At 41.0% G+C, this 19,102-nt stretch carries 16 protein-coding genes; 2 read left to right on the top strand and 14 right to left on the bottom strand.

Features of this window, described 5'->3' with window-relative positions; translation table 11 throughout:
- Nucleotides 1–6: 6 nt before the first annotated feature.
- The 14 genes from DDY07_RS17695 to DDY07_RS17760 all read right to left on the bottom strand — a co-directional run bounded on the left by DDY07_RS17695 (nt 7) and on the right by DDY07_RS17760 (nt 17,468).
- The gene (locus DDY07_RS17695; RefSeq protein WP_171696838.1) at nt 7–1,878 is read right to left on the bottom strand and encodes an acyltransferase family protein; all 1,872 of its coding nucleotides are present in this window, start codon (nt 1,876–1,878) and stop codon (nt 7–9) included.
- A 65-nt stretch (nt 1,879–1,943) separates the two neighbouring features.
- Nucleotides 1,944–3,194: a glycosyltransferase WbuB gene (locus DDY07_RS17700; protein ID WP_171696839.1), complete on the bottom strand. Its 1,251-nt coding sequence runs from the start codon at nt 3,192–3,194 to the stop codon at nt 1,944–1,946.
- Between the two features lie 306 nt (nt 3,195–3,500).
- Nucleotides 3,501–4,412 carry a glycosyltransferase family 2 protein gene (locus DDY07_RS17705; RefSeq protein WP_171696840.1) on the bottom strand — a complete coding sequence of 304 codons (912 nt, stop codon included), beginning with the start codon at nt 4,410–4,412 and terminating at the stop codon, nt 3,501–3,503.
- 19 nt (nt 4,413–4,431) lie between these two features.
- Nucleotides 4,432–5,493 (bottom strand): hypothetical protein, encoded by a 1,062-nt coding sequence (locus tag DDY07_RS17710; protein WP_171696841.1) that lies wholly within the window; start codon nt 5,491–5,493, stop codon nt 4,432–4,434.
- Between the two features lie 41 nt (nt 5,494–5,534).
- On the bottom strand, nt 5,535–6,680 hold the full coding sequence (locus DDY07_RS17715; RefSeq protein WP_216614771.1) for a glycosyltransferase: 1,146 nt from the start codon (nt 6,678–6,680) through the stop codon (nt 5,535–5,537).
- Nucleotides 6,681–6,773: 93 nt separating this feature from the next.
- Nucleotides 6,774–7,928 carry a glycosyltransferase gene (locus tag DDY07_RS17720; protein ID WP_171696843.1) on the bottom strand — a complete coding sequence of 385 codons (1,155 nt, stop codon included), beginning with the start codon at nt 7,926–7,928 and terminating at the stop codon, nt 6,774–6,776.
- Complete coding sequence (locus tag DDY07_RS17725) at nt 7,921–9,174, bottom strand: hypothetical protein (protein WP_171696844.1); 1,254 nt, start codon at nt 9,172–9,174, stop codon at nt 7,921–7,923. The genes DDY07_RS17720 and DDY07_RS17725 overlap by 8 nt, the downstream gene beginning before the upstream one ends.
- 43 nt (nt 9,175–9,217) lie before the next feature.
- Nucleotides 9,218–9,922: an SGNH/GDSL hydrolase family protein gene (locus tag DDY07_RS17730; protein WP_171696845.1), complete on the bottom strand. Its 705-nt coding sequence runs from the start codon at nt 9,920–9,922 to the stop codon at nt 9,218–9,220.
- Between the two features lie 3 nt (nt 9,923–9,925).
- Entirely contained in the window at nt 9,926–11,902 is a 1,977-nt protein-coding gene (locus tag DDY07_RS17735; protein ID WP_171696846.1) for a right-handed parallel beta-helix repeat-containing protein, read from the bottom strand.
- Nucleotides 11,902–12,531, bottom strand: coding sequence for an acyltransferase (locus DDY07_RS17740; RefSeq protein ID WP_216614772.1), 630 nt, complete (start codon nt 12,529–12,531; stop codon nt 11,902–11,904). Before DDY07_RS17740 ends, DDY07_RS17735 begins: the two co-directional genes overlap by 1 nt.
- A 24-nt stretch (nt 12,532–12,555) precedes the next feature.
- Nucleotides 12,556–13,944, bottom strand: a complete 1,389-nt coding sequence (locus DDY07_RS17745) for a lipopolysaccharide biosynthesis protein (protein ID WP_171696847.1) — start codon at nt 13,942–13,944, stop codon at nt 12,556–12,558.
- A 20-nt stretch (nt 13,945–13,964) separates the two neighbouring features.
- Nucleotides 13,965–14,453, bottom strand: a complete 489-nt coding sequence (locus DDY07_RS17750; protein WP_171696848.1) for a VanZ family protein — start codon at nt 14,451–14,453, stop codon at nt 13,965–13,967.
- On the bottom strand, nt 14,450–15,037 hold the full coding sequence (locus DDY07_RS17755) for a hypothetical protein (protein WP_171696849.1): 588 nt from the start codon (nt 15,035–15,037) through the stop codon (nt 14,450–14,452). Before DDY07_RS17755 ends, DDY07_RS17750 begins: the two co-directional genes overlap by 4 nt.
- Nucleotides 15,038–16,046: 1,009 nt before the next feature.
- Nucleotides 16,047–17,468 carry an undecaprenyl-phosphate glucose phosphotransferase gene (locus DDY07_RS17760; protein WP_253734530.1) on the bottom strand — a complete coding sequence of 474 codons (1,422 nt, stop codon included), beginning with the start codon at nt 17,466–17,468 and terminating at the stop codon, nt 16,047–16,049.
- Nucleotides 17,469–17,749: 281 nt separating this feature from the next.
- Between DDY07_RS17760 and pyrF the strand changes: the two genes are divergently transcribed.
- On the top strand, nt 17,750–18,475 hold the full coding sequence (gene pyrF, locus DDY07_RS17765; RefSeq protein WP_064008710.1) for an orotidine-5'-phosphate decarboxylase: 726 nt from the start codon (nt 17,750–17,752) through the stop codon (nt 18,473–18,475).
- 223 nt (nt 18,476–18,698) lie between these two features.
- Nucleotides 18,699–19,061 carry an endonuclease domain-containing protein gene (locus DDY07_RS17770; protein ID WP_171696850.1) on the top strand — a complete coding sequence of 121 codons (363 nt, stop codon included), beginning with the start codon at nt 18,699–18,701 and terminating at the stop codon, nt 19,059–19,061.
- Nucleotides 19,062–19,102: the final 41 nt, after the last annotated feature.

Below are 19,102 nucleotides of genomic sequence, written 5' to 3' on the forward strand. Positions count from 1 at the left end.
TCAATGTTATAAACCATCGAAAACGTCTGGCCCGATTCTCTCCGCTAAATACATCGCTCCTTCTTTTGTCAAATGCCCATAATCAAATTGAACAGGAACTCCACTATCTGACCAAAGCTTCCATTTCGGCGTACTCATAAGGTTATATACGGATATATATTTAACATTTCTAGGGAACTGAAGCTGAAGAAAAACATCGTCCGTTAATTTTTGCTCAGATCGCCTATGTTTCATTGCGATCTGATCTTCATCCGACTTTTCAGCTACAGCCCGAGCCAAAATACGCGGTAAAGACTGATCGTATTCTTCTATCGGACCTAGGATTAAAACGGTACTGGTCAGTTGGCTTAGCTCAAGAGCAGTCGACTCAACAGACGATGCATCTGAAGCCTTCCAACGTCCTGATAAAACCACAGCATCAACTTGATTTTTGCGGAGAAAATCCCTAAAGATGTAATTATTCAACTCAGTGCAATGCTTTTCGCCGCTTGAATCTATGGTTGGCAAGCATCCAGAAGCCGTCGCCTGAAGAAAATTTATCTGTGAATACTCAGCCTGAAAACCTGACCAAAGATGTGCGGCATGACTGTCGCCAAAAATAAGGATGTTCTTTTTATTTGTTGAAAACTTCAGACATTCTTCAGCGTGGTAGAGCGAAAATGAATTGTATTGCGAAGTCAAGAAACATGTCCCCGCTCGCATATTTTTATCTACATCGTAATCTTCATACGCTAATATTTTATCGACTCTATCAGGCAACTGCCAATATTGAGCGCTGATACCCCCTAGCGAAATTGCCAATGCAGCTGTTGCTATCATTACCCCCGCCGAAGCTTTAAGCGTAGTTTTAACACTTAAACGACTACCTGGTTTGCGAAAAGGACGTTCAATAAACCACCAAGAAAAGGTTGCTATAAGAACACAAATAATGACCAGCGAAAGCTTTTCAACAGCACCTTTCGGCTGGTGATACAGCCGAGTGAAAACCAACAACGGCCAATGCCAGAGATACAAGGAATAGGAAATCAAACCAACAAAGCGAGTTAGGCCCAATCCAAGCATTTTAGAAACAACAGTATTGTGAAGCCCACCAGCGTAAATAATTGCAACAGCGCCTGCGCAAGGAGCAAGCGCGGCGAGTCCAGGAAATGGAGTATTTTTCGAGTAAAAATAAATACTGGCCAAGATTAAAAGCAGTCCAAAGCTAGCTATAATCTCAAGCTGCCAATGCTTTTTAAGCTTAGGCAATGCATCTAGCGCCAGAAGAGAGCCCATCAATAGCTCCCACGCACGAAACTGAACTAAGTAAAACGCAGCTGTAGGCTCTAAATGCACTTGAATGACAGAGGCAGCAAAACTAAGTATTGCAACGATAGATAAGGCCGCGACACGGCGCGAACTTGATTGTGATCGCAAAGCGAACACGAGCACTGGGAATAAAAGGTAAAACTGCTCCTCTACAGAAAGTGACCAAGTGTGTAGGACGGGATTGAGTTCCATCTTTTGGTCAAAATAACTACTGGTGGCATAAAATAGGATATTTGATATAAAAAATATCGATGATGCAATGCTTTTCCCAATATCCTGAACTTCCGTTGGAAAGTTCATAAAAAAAGATGCTATAAGACAAGCGAAAAACACAAAGAATAAAGCTGGAAAAATACGCCTAACGCGCCGATAATAAAAGTAAGCAACCGAATATTTTTGATTAGTTATATCCGAATAAATGATTGACGTAATTAAATAGCCTGATATTACAAAGAAAATATCTACACCAACATAACCCCCACCAAAATACCTTCCAATAGAATAATGAAAAAATACGACTGAAATAACAGCTATAGCTCTAAGACCATCAATATCCGCTCTATACTTCATAAAGAATCCCTATTTTTAACTTGGATGAGAATAACTCCGCTGAATACTAATATGACAAAAGATATTCAGACATTCAACGAATTATACTCGGATAGCTTACTAACCAACCTACTTAGAATTTGGTCTTTTTTAAGATTATCTAGTGCGAATTGATGTGCTACTTTATTGTATTTACGAGAATTATTTTCCGGTAAATTAAAGAGCATGTCACGAAGTGTTACCGCAAGTACATCAGCATTTTCAGGTTCTATGCACCGGGCAATTCCGGGATATTTTTGACAAAGCAAGCCCAACTCAGTATTGGCGTCGGCAGTAATCACACACTCACCACCAACCGCTAAAATTGCGGTCAATTTCGAAGGCAACACAGCATCGGCTGCTCCCCGTTTTTGAACAACTAAATGAATGTTTCCTAATGCCATTAATGACGGCAAATCTTCATAAGCTTGTAAAGGGTAAAACTCTAAATTTTTCAACTGCTTTTGCTTGGCCAATTGCATTAGCTCCAACTGCGCTGCCCCAGTGCCGACCATGATAAACAATAAATCAGGCTCACTCTTCAATATTTCAGCAGCTTGTAAAACAATTTCTAGACCTTGCTTTTTACCCATATTGCCTGAATAAAGTACAACTCTTGTTTTAGCAGAAATCCCCCAACGCTCCCTAAATTGACTAGCATCGGAATTTGGCCTGAGAAAATCAGTGTCAACCCAGTTTGGGAAATAAAACAAATTATCGGACCGACCTGTTTTTATCGCGGCATTTTTCAACATGCTGTACGAAATACTAGAAACAATATCAAAACCGCGCATAAGCCAACCTTCAAAAGCCTTAGCCATTCTGACCGCGAAACCGGCTTTGCCCATGCCCAAGCCTATCATCGCATCCATTTCAAAGTCCTGTATATGCAACATAGACCGACTACCACCTAACTTACAAAAAACTAATGCAGCCGGTGCGCAGAAAAATGTGGGCTCTAAACAAATTACCGCGTCGGGCTTCCAAAACAATTGCCCGAATAGAACAGGTAAGCTTGAAACGGCGAAACTCAGTAGATGCAATAAACGAGAGACTGTCGAAGGTTGATTGGGAACAAATAGTGGACAACGATAAACAGTCACTCCACCTCGAGACTCCGCTTGGTACTGCCAACTTGAGTAGTCCTGTCTAACCGCCCACTCCGGATAATAGGGCGGAGCACAGATAACCCGAACATCATGTTTTTGTTCTGCCAGCCATTCGCACATTTCCCCTGAGTACTTACCTATACCGGTTAACTCAGGCAAATAATTTATTCCATATAGCAATATCTTCATTATTTTGATCGTCGAATCGGTGGGGTACTTGGCTATCGTTTAAAATATTTAAAAAATAATTGAATATATATCTAAGATATTAAACTAAATGAAAACCGAAAAATAGCTTGTCTAGCGGCGTTTCCTTGCTAAGGAACCTCTGATTAAATCGTTATCTCGATTTTAGGCGCCAATTAAATCAATGGCTTGCGTATCTATTTTTCTTGAAAAACTGCATTAATCAGAGGTTCCCTAAGAGAACATGTAAAGGCGCAAGCTATTAAATAGGAAAATAAAAAACAATTACATTCAATACCCAACTAGAGTTTATTGAAGTTTTAACCCAGTCAATTTTTCTAGACACGCAATTTTCTGATTATTAGATGTAGTGCCTTTCATTGAAATTTCAGCTTCAAGACACTTTAGATCAACCAAGCATCGATACCACAATCCTTGCATAAAATGATAAGCAAAACCTTCCTTGCCATCAAAAACACCAAACCTTAAAAAGTATCTATAAAGAAAATACAATATAGGCCTGACAAATAAAGGCAGATTATTATAAATAATGTCCTTAATAAACCGTTTCAACTTCGCCTGACCCGCATCAGAAATTTCAATAGACTTGTCTTGAGAAAATAATTTATATTTCTGATTAATGATGTCAATCATTTCTCGGCTGGCATAATTATTATGCTTAGCGATAAACCAACCAATAGTATTCAGATTATCGTCTACAAAGTCGCCGTCTAAAATAATTGATTTCCCAGAGTCTAGGACTATATGCTCGTCCATCCAACGATTTTCGATATGAGCTTTTTTATTCCTCCAGATACGCAACAAAACAAGAGGATATCGATCTCCATATTTAATCCACCGTCCCAAGAAATGATGTTTACGTTTTAAACAAATTCCACTAATTTCACTGGGTAGACAAGGGAGCTTTTCAGTAATTTCCGCAACCAAATCTGGCTCCAAATATTCGTCAGCATCCATCCTCATGACCCATTCAGTATTAATGGGGAAATTATCTAATCCCCATTGAAATTGATCGGCATAATTCTTCCAAGGGCGCTGAACAACAACAGCCCCCAAAGACTCTGCTATGGATAACGTATTATCGGTAGAGAAGGAATCTACAATAAAAACCTGACTAACAATTGGTAACAAATTCGTTATACAACGCTCAATATGCAGTTCTTCGTTATGCGTTAGTATAATCACTGATATATCAATCACAACCGATTACTCCTTATCGTTAAATAACAGACTCTACATATTTTTCAAGCAACAGAGTAATATTCTGCAGTCCTCTATGTCTTTGCTGGGATAACAACCCATCCTCAAACTTACTGTAATTGCTTTGTATGTTTAGGAGTATGGATTCTATCTCCGTAGTATCTGAAAATGAAATCCCGGCTAGGCCAAGGCGATTTATCTGTTCTTTTAAAACGGGATAGTCCGGGCAAACAACGACCGTGTTTGCCGCAATAGCATCGCAAATCACGCCGCTGCTCCTATAATAGTAGGCAGCCTTGTCATAATTTAAAACAATGACATCTGCCAAGGAAAATGCCAATTCATAGTTAGAGGGGTCGACGGTATTAATAGTCTTTGCCCCGCGCCGCCCCCATTCCTCAAGCAGCGATTCGTCTGTGGAGCCCAGCAATATAGCCATTCCATTCTTCTGACAAATTTCGTGTAATATCTCCAGTACGTCACTAACCTTTTTTTCCTTCCTGTTATCACCAATAATCCCTACCGTAAAATTGTTATCACGCGTACTTTTAAGGCATGGCTTCAGTATGGGAATAGGCAATATTAAAAAACAACTATTTAATAGATCAACGTTCAATTCAACAAGCCCGGCATCAGCTTCCAAAAACAATGGACGCATGCCTAACTTAAATAATAGTTTTAAAAAGATAGCTTCCAGTTTACTGGCATGGGCCCTTTGCAAATTGTGATTTATAATAAATAATATCTTTTTTCTAAGCCAAAAACAAAGTGGCCACGACAATGCCAAAGGCACATTTAAAAACTCTCTAACAATTATCAAATCCTTGCTGCGATTCTTAAATAATTTCCACGAAAATACCAAGTGAGCAAATATATATTCTATTTTCTTCAAAGCAGTATCTTTTGGAATGGTCACTCTAAAGTATTCCGAAATAGGGTGCATATTTAACTCTAAGAAAACAATATCATACCTGCTGGACATTGCAGCATCGCCAATTGGATTTAGGCAAGCATGAATATTGCTTTTCATAACTTTTAACCGCGCCCCGGAATTTTTAGAGACGCCCGAACGATCATTCATTTAACCTGCTCCCTTTAAGAATCAATCGCAAAGACCTAATATTACTTGACGCCTTGAGCGAATACAGCCATTAAACTATCTACTGCTGCATTGATTTCAAAATGTGTCATAAAACATTGCTTGGCATTTTCTCTGATTTGGCTTTTAGCCGATTCATCCATCTGTATCCACCGTTCAATTAAATCACTACATCCGCCAATAGTATCATCAGCTACCAAGCCCGCTACGTTCTGTTCAACCTCTTGCCAGATATTTACTTTATCGCTGATCAAAACTGGTAAGGAACAAGACAACGCTTCGGCAACAACAATCCCAAAATTCTCCGCATGCGAAGGCAAGATAAAAGCATCAGCAGTGAGATAAGCTCCCCATTTCATATCTCCCCCTAACATACCAGTCCACGTAATTTTGTCAGCAACACCTCGGCTGACGGCTAATGCGTGCAACTCTTTCTGCCAACCTATTTGGTCTGGCCCGGCGATAACTAATTCCAGATCCGACTCATACGGCTTATTTTTTGCAAATGCTTCAATCAGAAGATCAATACCTTTTTTTGGATGAATCCGACTTAAAAACAATAGAAAACGCTTTCCTCGCAAATTAGGAAAGCTATTTAAAAATAAGCTCCTCTGTTCATCTGCGATACCGATATGGCCTGCGGTGCCATAATTAACCACGTGCTCGTTACAACGATATGGCCAAAAAGACTGGCGCGCCAAGACTTTTTCTTCTTCACAAGTAAACAGCACTTTTTTCGCATCGCGGATAACCGGATACTCTCCCCAGAACCAATATAAACATTTTTTTAAATGCTTAAGAGGGTATTGTTTCTTAAACCATGGATCTAATGCGCCATGGGTAAATACATAATAAGGAGCATTGACAGATTTGAGCGCCGCATGGGCAGCAAAACTATGATATTGCCATAAGTTATGGATTACTATCGCGTCGTATTGATTGTAATTAGCCAATAACCAGGGCTTAAATTTCCGCGAATATGCGTACTTGCTAAAAATTGGACCAAGAGCGTGAACACGTAAAGGAAACTCCTTTACGTGCGTTGCATTCTCCTCATCGAAACATGCAACTTCAGTAGTATGTCCTTTAGCCATAGCGATCTTCGCCTGCTGTTTAAGTCCTTCAATAGGACCGCCTGACTCCGGATTTACTGTAGTAATAATACGCAAGATCTTCATTGTTTGAATTGGCTATTTATGTCTATTTGAATTTTAATGAAGCTGGTGATAAGTTGCCAGTTTGACTAGAGAAAGCAAAGGGCACTAATTTAATTTAGCAAGGCTAGAAATGATTGTGTTACTAAAGCCTTGTACCGTATATCTTTCAGAAATAAATTTCGCAGCCATATCAATTGCAAGCATTTTTTCCGCGAACAATCGGTCTGCTTCTGATAGTTGTTGTTTTAGCGACTCGACAGACCCATCAAAAAATACTAAGGCAGACTCAATAATATCCGACTCTTTAGGTAATCGAGTGGTTAAAACCAATCGCCTAGTATACAGATACTCATAGACCTTAAAGGGAAATATTCCGTTACCCATTTCCTCTATGGGTTTGTGTGGATTCACTAAAACATCACATTTTTCCATTAATTGATACAGTTCATTCTCAGGAACGTTGTAGCCAAACAGTAGCTTATCAGGATTACTATTGGCTAACTTAAAAAACTGTTCCGCTAAGCCACCACTGCCTGTAACAATTACTTGCCACCCATCAGGTAAGTCTGTTAATAATTCAAGGACAATATCGGCTCCTTTCTCGGTATTTAGCCCACCAAAATACCCTACCGTCCGTGTTGCCCTGGAAAATGCTACGTCAAAATGTTGACTAGCCAATTGTTGGCCGATTATAGAGGGAAATAAAACCTTTTCTGCGGGTATGTATTTAAAGTTATCGGCAATAATATTATTTACACAAGTAATTAGCTTGACCCGTTTTAGTACTAGGGATAATAAAAAACTATCCAATCTGTTTTTTATATCAATGAAACCCCGTTTTCTTGAAAACGGCATATCTTCCATTTCAATGACTATGTGCTGGTTTTTCGGCATAAACAACGCGAACAAGCATTCAAATGCGTAGCCGTTATAGCACCAGAGAAGAAACTGCTTTCTCGGCTTTCTTAGTCGCATCGCGAGCCAGATTGCAAAAAATAGGTTGAACAATTTTCCTATTTTTCGATTATATAAACTAAAAGGTGTAATCGTGATCACTTTACAATCTGCAATGTTTTGTCGTTTAACACTACAGTTTTTTAGCTCCTCTGAATTATGGGCAGTATTGATCAACACCACCTTCTTATTCATTCGGCGTAAAACCCTCAACATGCTTTCAATTTTTTTTGATGCACCTAAATTAAAAAGAGTGGAATTACCCGGTGGACTATAAGCCGCTATCATAAAAATTCTTTTATACATTAACTGCACTTAACCTTTGATTACTGGAGGCGGATAGATAAAACATTAAATAAAGCGTCGTTACAATAACAGCCGACTTATCGAAACACAAAAAAGCGCCATTAAAACTAGTCGTCAAAACGATATAGCACATAATTAGCCAATCCTTCCATACTGGGTGCAACAGTAACCCTAAAAGTAAAAAGCCAGTAAGACCATAATTAATTAATAAATTGTAAAATCCATTTGATAATGCCCCTGCCAAATCATTTTTTGACATCGCCCTTGTCCCTGTTACAAATTGCTCGAGTTGACTGTTCACTACTCCAAAAGGACTATTTAGCAAAACTTCAGATGCTATTATCGCTGGCGCGGCTAAGCGTGCGTACCCGGACGACTCCTGCTTTCTATCAGAAAAATTGGACAACCTTTCGATTGTGGAAAAGTCTGCCACCCAGGCTATAAACACAACGAAGCAAGCAGAAAAAATTATAGATACTTTTGTCAATCCCTTAGATTTAGACTGCATTAATTCAATAAAAAGCAACAGAAACACAGCTAATTGACCGGACGCTGACTGGCAAAAATAAACTGTCAAAACAATACAAACAATCATCACAGATTTTAACCAAGACTTCTTAAACGCACGAAGAACAATAATCAGAAATGAAGCGTCAACAAACCCCAAATAAGAAGGCTCACCAAAAGTTGCGGATGGGCGTATCTTAGAATAGATTAAGTCAAGTTCGCCAGGCAAAGTCCCAGCATTTCTAACATAAAGCTCGTATGGCAACGCCAAATACACACCACTTTTTAAAACCACATACTGAACAATCGTAAATAGGGCTAGCCCAATCAATATCAGCGGTATGACTTTGTAAATTTTTGCATTAATTTTAATGGCATTAACAATATTATCTTTGTACTTAATTATGCAGTAAATAGGTAGATAACAAACAAACTCTCTAGCTGTTTTCAATAAATCATGCATTGCTTCAGTCGAGTTCACTGCAAACAACACTGGTATACACATCAAACCAAACACCAAAAAGCCAATTGGCGCCGCATATAAAAAAACATTTACTGGTAGAAAAATAAATATTAATATAAATGCTAATACCTGTACGGATAAATAATAGTTCAGGCCTAATTGAATAAACGGAATGCATATCAAGATTAACAATAAAGTGAAAGTTTTACTTTTTGCTTGACCCTTCTCTATAAAGACACCCCTATCTACATTTTTTACATTATAAATATCCATCATATTATTTCTCGATAGCAGGTCCGCGAGGCAGTAATATTTCTCTTCACTTCAAAACACCTGAAATAGTTTGTGCAACCCGGTTTGCAAGTGCTTTACAACCATCTGGTGTAAAATGAACATCTTGTTTAACCTGAATTTTCTGCAAATTACTAATCACTATTGAATACAAATCATCTATTGGAACACCCTGCCCTTCCATAATCTCACTGGCGATGGCGTTATAAAGCGGAACATCGCTCGATACCCAAAAAGAATCCTTTACATCGGGTAAAAAAGGCGTGGTTAATGCGTACACAACATTTGAGCTATATTGTTTTACCGAAAATAATATTGACTTCAGGTTGGCCTTGTAGTTTTCAACGCTCGTTCTTTGCAATTTACAGCTAACATCCTTGCATGACGTATTTATTGCTCTGTCATGTATTATGTCATGGAGACCAAAATTGAAATACACTAGATCCCAATGCCTCTTATCGATCCAGAGATCTAAACGTCTTCTGCCGCTACCACTATCAAGAGCGTTATTTTTATTATGGAAAACCGCATAATCTTTTGGCATATATTCGCAAATATAACTCGAATAACATTTCGATACAGAATCGCCAATAATCAATATATTTTTTAATGGCGCATCAGAGGGGCATATCAATTCCAAATCGTTCGCCAATGCATTTTGCACGAGCATTACCCCTGCAATTGCTATAGCTAAACGTTTCTTAGAGGACGTTCTTTTTTTGACGATGTCCATGGCCTACTCCTTCACTAGCTTGGCGAAAGCAAACCATTCACCATTCCCACTAGGCGCCAAATTCTTTATATCGGCATCTTTTATGTTGTGGTTATTTTTTAATAAATACCACGATGGGTTTTCTGGTGCATTTCCATTGTAGAAGCCATTCACCCCAGTATAGTTATTATTGCTTATAGAGTTACCTCTTGGTTCAAGTGGTTGTTCATCTAATATCGTTGCCAACTCAGGATACGCTGATTTATATACTCGACTGGTAAAGTCAACATTCTTAAGCTTGGAAATTAAATCCCAAGTTGAGCCAGGAGACGCTTTTTGGATAACGTCTCGCTTGGTATTTAGCCCCCTAGCGTCAAACCAAATTGGTTTATCGGTGTTGATAAACAAGTTTCCTTCAACGACATTGTCGCGACCGCCACCAATTAATAGGCCGCGCGCTACATTTTTTACGATATTTTTACTAACTGTAATACCGCTTGCTAGATCATCTAAATAAATTGCGTTTATCTCGCCACCCATTGATGAAATGGAATCATGCAAGTAATTGTCGGTAATTATGCTGCCGCGCATAGACCAGTCTCGCCCAATATAAATCATCCCGGCATCTGCTGTCTGCTGCACCACTTTTGAAATATCATTTTTGGTAACTAGATGGTTGTTGCCGGACAATAATATTGCTGCATGAGGTCCATTAAAGATTATGTTTCCATCAACAGTTACTCCCACGCCGGCGACATTGATCGCCGGCGCATAGGTATTTCTTATTAAGCCGAAATTCTGAATTGTATTGTTTGCTATGAGATGTCTTGATGACCTTAAGGTTTTGCGGTCCCCACCATACACATTAACACCGGTTCCGCCAATATGCGCCAAACTGGAGTTAATTAGCTGATTATTCTCGCCACCGGATATTTCTATTCCACTACCATTAATATTTGTAAAATCGCAATTACTTATACTAACACCCTTACTGCTTTCAACCTTAAAAGCAGTTCCCAATGTATTACCAAACTTAATATTCTTAAAATTTATATTGGTGGCGTTTTTTATGAGAATAATTGGATCAGTTAAAGAATTTACTTCAAAAATATCACTTAAATTTACTGTGCCGGCCACAAAGTAAATTCGTTTTTGTTGATAGTCGACATAGTATTCACCATTATCGTCCATCGCGCTTCTAAGGTTCAGCGCCCGCCAACGCTGACCCTCTTTAAACTTAATTGGATAGCTATTAGGGTTTTCAGTAGCAATAAATCCAGGATTTTCGCTAATATTTTTAATGGTTAAATATTCGTCCGCCCAGTTTTGTTCGAAATACCCATGCAGCAGCGTATTTGGATAGTCGTTGGGATTACCTGGAAACAGATCTGTATAAGAAAATCCATCATCACCGTCCGACTGATTTGATGTTGCTACAGTTTTACTCCAACTAGATTCAGGCCAGTGAGCATTCACTAACTTTTTGCCGTTATAATTTAGGTCGGCAATGTAAGGATAAAACTGCCCGCGACCATCATTTTTCCCTCGTTCAAAAGAAAGTTTTTCGGACTCTATGTAATAAATATGCAAACTATTGGATTTTAGCTTTGAAAAAAATTTGTATTCTACTGCCGGCACTTCTTTAATCATACTGGCTTGTATGGTTTCGCTACCAAGTATTTCCACTCTTTCATTCATAAAAGCTTGGTAGGTCACTGGATAAAGATCGACACCAGAATCCGTAGCACCTAACGTAAAACTCTTACCTAATGAATATTTCCCACCACGTAATTGGACGGTAATTGGTTCTTTCTGAGATTGGCTCTTAAATAATCTGACCCTGTTTTTTGCCTCTTCGAGAGTACGTAATGGCTGGTCTTCTAAACCAGTGTACCTGTCGTCTCCGTTTGGTGAAACAAAGATATTTTGTGCACGAGCTTTCTGAGAAGTTAGCGTAAAAATAATAAGGCAAACAAGCATAATATTAATGAGCTTCATCATCAAACCTCCCCCCGTAATGGGCTAATAACTTTTGCAGGAATTCCACCGGCCACTACATTACAAGGAACATCCTTGGTTACAACGCTATTTGCAGCAATGACCGATCCTTTTCCTATTGTTACTCCCTTCAATACAACAACATTCATTCCTAGCCAAACGTTATCTTCAATAGTTACAGGGGAAGTCTTCCCGGCCTTCCCTGCTATTCTTTCTATTGCGTCTAATGGATGTCTATCACTATCAGAAATAGTAACATTAGCGCCGCATAATACATTACTTCCTATTTTAATTCTCTGATTTGCCGCAATGGATACTCCACTAAAGCCGCACCTATTCCCTATAACTATTTGAGCGCCTTTCGTAGTAGATAAAAAACATTTTTGTTTTAAGCCAATAGTATTGGATAAAAATGAAGAGCGAAATGTACAGTTACTACCTATTGAGATTTCAGAAATATAATGCCTTTTTAAATAGGTTATTCCATGGAAATCGCAATCTTTACCTAGCTCCACCCCCCACCAATACGCATAGCATTGCATAAATACATTTGATACAAAATTATTCAAAACCTCACGCCCCCTAAAAAATGCATAAGGTATAACTCCAAATAATGCTTTATTTCTCATCATTCTATTCTCTATTAAGTATGTCTTTTATTTTTGGGACTTGACTTGCTTCATTCTTTTCAAGACATACATCGATTCCAATCCGAACAGAACGGACCTAAATATCTCGCCTATTAATACAATGACCCATAATGTTATTGGTAGCTCTTTACTAATCGACACATAGTATCCTGAAGCTAATGCAATTATCGGCAACATTATTCCATATATAGATTGCCCTTTAAATTTGTTCAACCCATTAAGCATCATCGAACACACTCTATTCCAAGCCATAAACACCATCCAAGCATTGCATGCCATTAACAGCTGCCAAGTAGGGAGAGTTTTTTTCTCGGAAATCCACCACTCTATAATTTCTAGTCCATATAGAGATGTGATAATAAAAATTGGCAAAATAATTATTGCGCTAATCTTGACGGATCTAAAAAACGTTTTTTTAATCCACCCAATATCTCCCCGAGCTAAAGCCTCACCATATGCTGGCCATAATGGTGACATCGCTACGGATAAAACCATAGAAAAACCTCCTAACATACGCTGTGTAATAGCGAAGGGCGCCACTGCTTGAGCTCCATATTGACTCGAAAGCAAAAACATCGGCCCGGTTGTCATAATAGAAGCTCCCAATTGCGCTAATAATGCTAAACCGCCGACGCTACCGATTTGCTTCGCTTTGCTGAAATGGATGGATCTAAACCCGGGCCTTAACCAAGGACGCTTCCAAAATATAAACAAACCGGCGAAAGCAATAAATACAAAAGGGAGCCCCATATATAAAGTGGTCATTATCGGCAAGGCATATCCTTGATTGATACTGAGAAAAATGCTGGCAAAGCCCAATAACCTGCCGACGCTAAGCATTACATTTGATAGAAACCCTTCCTGATAAGCATCCAATATTCTTTGAATAATCCCTAACGGTAGGCTACATGCAAATACTATAATTATTGCTTGAGTAGTAGGCAATAAAACCTCTATAGCATCCTTGGAATAAACTTTTACTAACTGATTTAAGGGAAGGTATGGCAATAAATACCAAGCAAACCCACATAAAATAAGACATATTATGCAGAGTAATATTAGCGTTGTGGATATAAAGCGTCTTGGCTCTATTCTGTCATCTTTGCCATGACAAGCTGTCAGCGCATTTTGCAAGCCAATTCCCAGCCCCATGTCGGTAAATGATAAAAAAGCCACAAAACCGGTCAAGGTCATCCATAAGCCAAATTGCTCTGCCCCCAAATAAGACAGTGTTATCGGCACGGTAATCAATCCGCTTAATATATTAATCACTCTGGAACATGCAGAAGCTAGCGCTGTATGGCCTATGCGACGTAATCGTTCATTGCTACGCCCTGACTCCGTTGTTGTGTCGTGCCCTTTGGATAGAAATATTGAGAAAAATTTATTGGCCATTAATCACTCGTTTTAGATGGTCATAACCATTGTTTTAATAAACTTAATATGCCAGTTTTGTTTATTACATAAATTACAAATACAGCTCCGCAAATATCGGCGATCAAATCCGGCAAACTAGCAGCGCGATAGGGTACCGTCATTTGATACCCCTCTTCAATTACACCCGACAATGCTGCAACTAAAAAAGGGGTAGACATATAAGGTATCAATGTTTTGCCGTTAAGACAGAACGAAACGAGACAAATCAATAGGGCCAACATTCCAAAAGCTACAAAGTGAGCTAATTTATCGAGCCCATATATTTCCCCCATGAGTTGGGCTGGGGGCTGTGACGACTCAGTCAATAAGATCCCCATCCAAACAATACTGAGCAGTATGAAAAGTATTGCAAGTCTTCGATTACCTTTAAATGATTTCGTCATTGATTTGTTGATTTGGGATATAGACTCTATATTGGCTGAAACCGCTGAATATGTCGTTTTCTTATTTATTGGCGCGATCTTCATGAGGCTCCGAAGATTGACGGTACAATTTCGGGTTTTCCAGAGTATCTGTAAGCAGTTGGATTGTATAATTGTTGCCAGAATAACCAATATATTAAAGAAGGTAACACACCTACTTTTTCCGTTGGTTTTGACTTATCCAGGAAAGCGTCGTGTTCCTGCCATTCTTGCAGTACTTGTAAAATTGCAGGCAATAACCTCGAGCCAATAGCATCCTGCAATCTGCCGAAACGGAATACTAGTTGATCGAGTGTACGAACTTCCGCATCAATTAACTCCTGGATTGCGAGATCTTTTATGGCGGGGAAATTAATAGCTTCCTGCCAAGCTGCATGCAAGCTAGTCTGATGCTGCCAACACTCCTGTGATGCTGGGCAAAGTTTAAATTCGATGCCTTCTTGTTTATTCATAACGGGATGGCCGTCTGTTCCGCGATACGCTGAATAGGCTGTTGCTCTTCCCCTATTTGCCGGAGCAAATACTAGGTAGAGACGCTGTTCGCCCAGTGCCTGTTTGGCTTTAACCAGAAAACGCAGTTTGGCAACCAAAGTTTTTTCAAGATTTTGATTAAATCCTTTTACATACAAGAGGACCTCTAAAAATTAAAAAACCTCCTTCTCCTTATTTGGGGGGAAGGTTGGGATGAGCGGATTAAAATCACTTATTTACACCCCCTCACCCTAACCCTCTCCCGGAGGGAGAGGAGATTTTTAGAGGTTCCCACAAATCTATGTCTCAGCCACGTCTAGTATCATTTGTACTAGGGCCAAACAATTTGCAAACTTGCTTGCGCTCCATACACGTCAGCGGCAATGCTCTTTAAGATGTCGGCTTGTTGTTGCGTTAATCGCATGGTTTATGTCCTTATGTGGCAGCGCCATCTATTGGCCTTGGATGTCCTTGGTTCATTTTTTTTGGCCCCCACACTCCAGCTACCGATTTCTGTTGGGCATTCTTAATTCTACTTGGTCAGATTAGAAGGAAGTCCGTCATATCCGCGCTGGGACACCCAAAGGTCACAAGAGCGGGTATCCAGCGTTATGAATGGCGAGCTTCTAACCATCCATGGAGCCTGGGTTCCGGCAATCCATGCCGGAATAACGACCTTCGGCAATGTGATACCCCAAATCTGACAAAGTAGAATTAAAGCTTATGAAAAGGTCCGCTTAAAAATTAAAGAACCCTTTTCTCCCTTCATACTAAATGCCGCTAACTAAAACTTGTAGGTGCCAATTTATTCTCGCTATGGGCGCCAAAGGTCGAATAAATTCGATCTTACAACATATTCAACTCTTAACTTAACTACATTGCCTTCATATATACCCAAAAGGCACAAAATGGAAAATTGGGGTTAGGGAACCAAAACGAATAACTCACCTTAGGACGCTCTAAACAATTTGGTTCCGATCAGCCCCTCAGAGTACAGGTGGTTCGACAGGTTACCCCGACCGGAATTAATAAAATACTGTTCGTGGTGAGCCTATCTAAGGACTTAGTCAGAGCTTCCTTTTTAATTCCCCTCAACCCAACCCTCTCCCGCAAGGAGAGGAGGCTAAACTTAATAGCTTTCCTTTTTCAAAAGAGAGGAGCTTTTAGTCAATAAGCCTGCTGCCCCACAAATCCTTTAAAAATAGTTAATACCACAATCTTTAAATCCAAAATCACAGACCATTGGCGGATGTATTCCAGGTCGTGATGAATCCGTCTTTCCATTTTGTCGATGGTTTCGGTTTCGCCGCGACAACCGCTGATTTGCGCCAAGCCTGTGATGCCGGGTTTCATTTTGTGCCGCAGCATATAGCCCTGGATCTGTTTGCGGTAGTATTCATTGTGCGCCACTGCATGGGGCCGTGGGCCAACCACGGACATGGTGCCGCTCAATACGTTTAGAAATTGCGGCAATTCGTCTAGCGAAGTGCGCCGTAAAAAACTGCCTAGCGGCGTCACCCTGCTGTCATTGGCCGTGGCTTGTTTGATGCTGTCGCCATTTTCACAGACCGACATAGATCGAAACTTCCAAACCTCAATCTGCTCACCCTTAACCCCGTAACGCATTTGCTTGAAAATGACCGGCCCCGGCGATGTAATTTTGATCGCAATGGCGATGATCAGCATCGGTATCGCGATAATCGGTAAGATGATCGCGCACAACAGTAAATCTTCAAGGCGTTTGACCGCGCCGTCCAGCGACGAATTTAACGGCGTATCGAAGACGCTGACCACCGGTATCCCTTTTACGCTGCTGAGTTTAGACTGCATCAGGTTAAAGGTAAAAAAGTCCGGGACAATGTTGACCGACACGGTGCTGTCGGCCAGCTCTCGAATCAATTGGTTGATTCGCTTTTCCGCACGCAGGGGAAGGGTGATGTAGATATGATCGATTTCTCCGCGTTGCGCTCTTTCCAATAGCTCTTTAAAGTCACCAACGATGACGTCGACCATGTCTTCATCCTGCCTGCGCTGCTTGTTCTCGATTCGGTCGTCGAAAAATCCCACAAAGCTGTATCCAAGCCACGGCATTTCGGTCAATGCGGCGTTTAGGCGCTTACCTAATGAATTGCCGCCCAAAATTGCGTAGTTTCGGGTATTAAGCCCGTGCATCCGCAAATAAGACAACGTCGAGCGGCGCAGCGAGTGCAGCATGATGATGCTGAGCGGTGCCAGCGGCAGCCAAAGCTCCAATACTTGCCGCGAGTATTCAAACCCAAGGTCGAACACGAAAAAACTGCTGGCAATCAGCGCAAAGGCCACTATCCACGACAACAATATCCGTACGGCGTCGTCAAACAGGGGATCGCCCCGCCAGCCGTGATAGATTTCCTGGTGCTCGGCGAAAATACCGAACAGCACCGTGCAAACAATGAATAAACCTAGGTATTCACGACTGAACGTCTCGCCATAAATATGCAGAGAGATGTATAGCGTGATAAAAATCAACGCGGTGTCCATTGCCCGCTTAATGCTTTGCAATTCGGGCTGTAGCGGCCTGATAAATCCTTTTGGGCGAAACTGATTCATATCAAATATACTGGTTAGCTTAATGAGTGGATCATTTGCCTGCCTGATTATAGGACTTTAAGCCAAAATTATTTCAGCTTAATGAAAGCTTAATGAAACGCCTGCGGCGGCATGTAAACCGCTAGGCACTAATTCTTAGCGACATCGCAAGCGCAGCATTTGGTACTCGAATGCCGACTGAAAATTCAACGTTGCTTGCAAGCCACTTTAGCAGGTCTTGCCAAGCTCACCAATAAAAACGCCACCCTTAACCAAGTAAACAGACTATTTCATAATTTCCTATGTCAGATTCTTTCATATCAGCTAAAGCCATTCCTGTCCGCGAGCGCCTGATCATGGCCCTGGATGTGTCCAGCATCGCCGAGGCGCAAGCCTTGGTCGAAGAGTTGGGTGATGCGGTGATTTTTTACAAAGTAGGCATGGAGTTGTTCATGTCGGGTGATTATTTCGGTTTTATTGAATGGCTAAAGGCACGTGATAAAAAAGTGTTTGTCGATCTTAAGTTTTTCGATATTCCGGCGACGGTGGGCCGCGCCATTAAAGCACTGAGTAATAAAGGCGTGGACCTGGCCACTATCCATGGCAACGATTCCATCATGGAAGCGGCAGCAGCAGCGAAAGGCGACTTAAAGGTTTTGGCCGTCACCGCGTTAACCAGCCTGGATCGCGGCGATTTGGACGACTTGGGCTTTCGGTGCGATGTGCGTGAGTTGGTGTTATCCCGCGCCAAACGCGCTTTGCAAATCGGCTGCGACGGCATTGTTTCCTCCGGCCTGGAAGTGGCGATGATTCGGGAACAGTTGGGCGAAAAGCTGCTGGTCATCACTCCCGGTATCCGGCCGGTGGACAACCGCGAAGACGACGATCAAAAACGTGCGGTAAGCGTCGAACAGGCCATTCAAAACGGCGCGGACTATATAGTGGTGGGCAGACCCATCCGCGATGCGGCCGACCGTAAAGCGATGGCGGAAAAAATTCAGGGGCAGATAGCGGCGCAGTTTGGTTGAGTGTTTGCGTTAATCCGGGTTTAGTTAGCTTGAGGGGTAAAAAATTTAATTTTGCCGGGACTTTTAACTCCCCTCACCCCAGCCCTCTCCATGAGGGAGAGGGGGAATACCGGTATTTTTATTAGCTAGACTAAATTAGGATCGCCCCATCTAGATCGGAAAGATAACTCCCTCTCCCCCCGGGAGAGGGCTGGGGTGAGGGAATCCAAAAAAGGCTTTTGCAATGAAAGAATTGGCCCGTTCACTACGCAAAAATCAAACCAACTCAGAACAAGTGATTTGGCAACAGCTCAGAAATCGGCAATTGTTGGGCTGTAAATTTCGTAGACAGCAGGTTATCGGCCCATTCATCGTTGATTTTGTTTGCCTGGAACCCAAGTTGGTAATTGAAGTTGATGGCGGGCAGCATGCCGAGCAACAGGAATACGATCAAAACAGAAGTCAGTATTTACAACAGCTGGGGTATCGAGTGTTGAGATTTTGGAATCACGAGGTTTTACAAGACATATCTGCCGTGATGGAAGCCATTCATCTGACTTTTCTTGAGTTAAGAGATACAGTAAAAATAACTCCCTCTCCTGATTGACGACTGCATGGGTGCACGAGGCTGGGCAATGTCGGGCGTAG

The sequence above is a fragment of the Methylomonas sp. ZR1 genome (genome assembly GCF_013141865.1).
Classification (GTDB): domain Bacteria; phylum Pseudomonadota; class Gammaproteobacteria; order Methylococcales; family Methylomonadaceae; genus Methylomonas.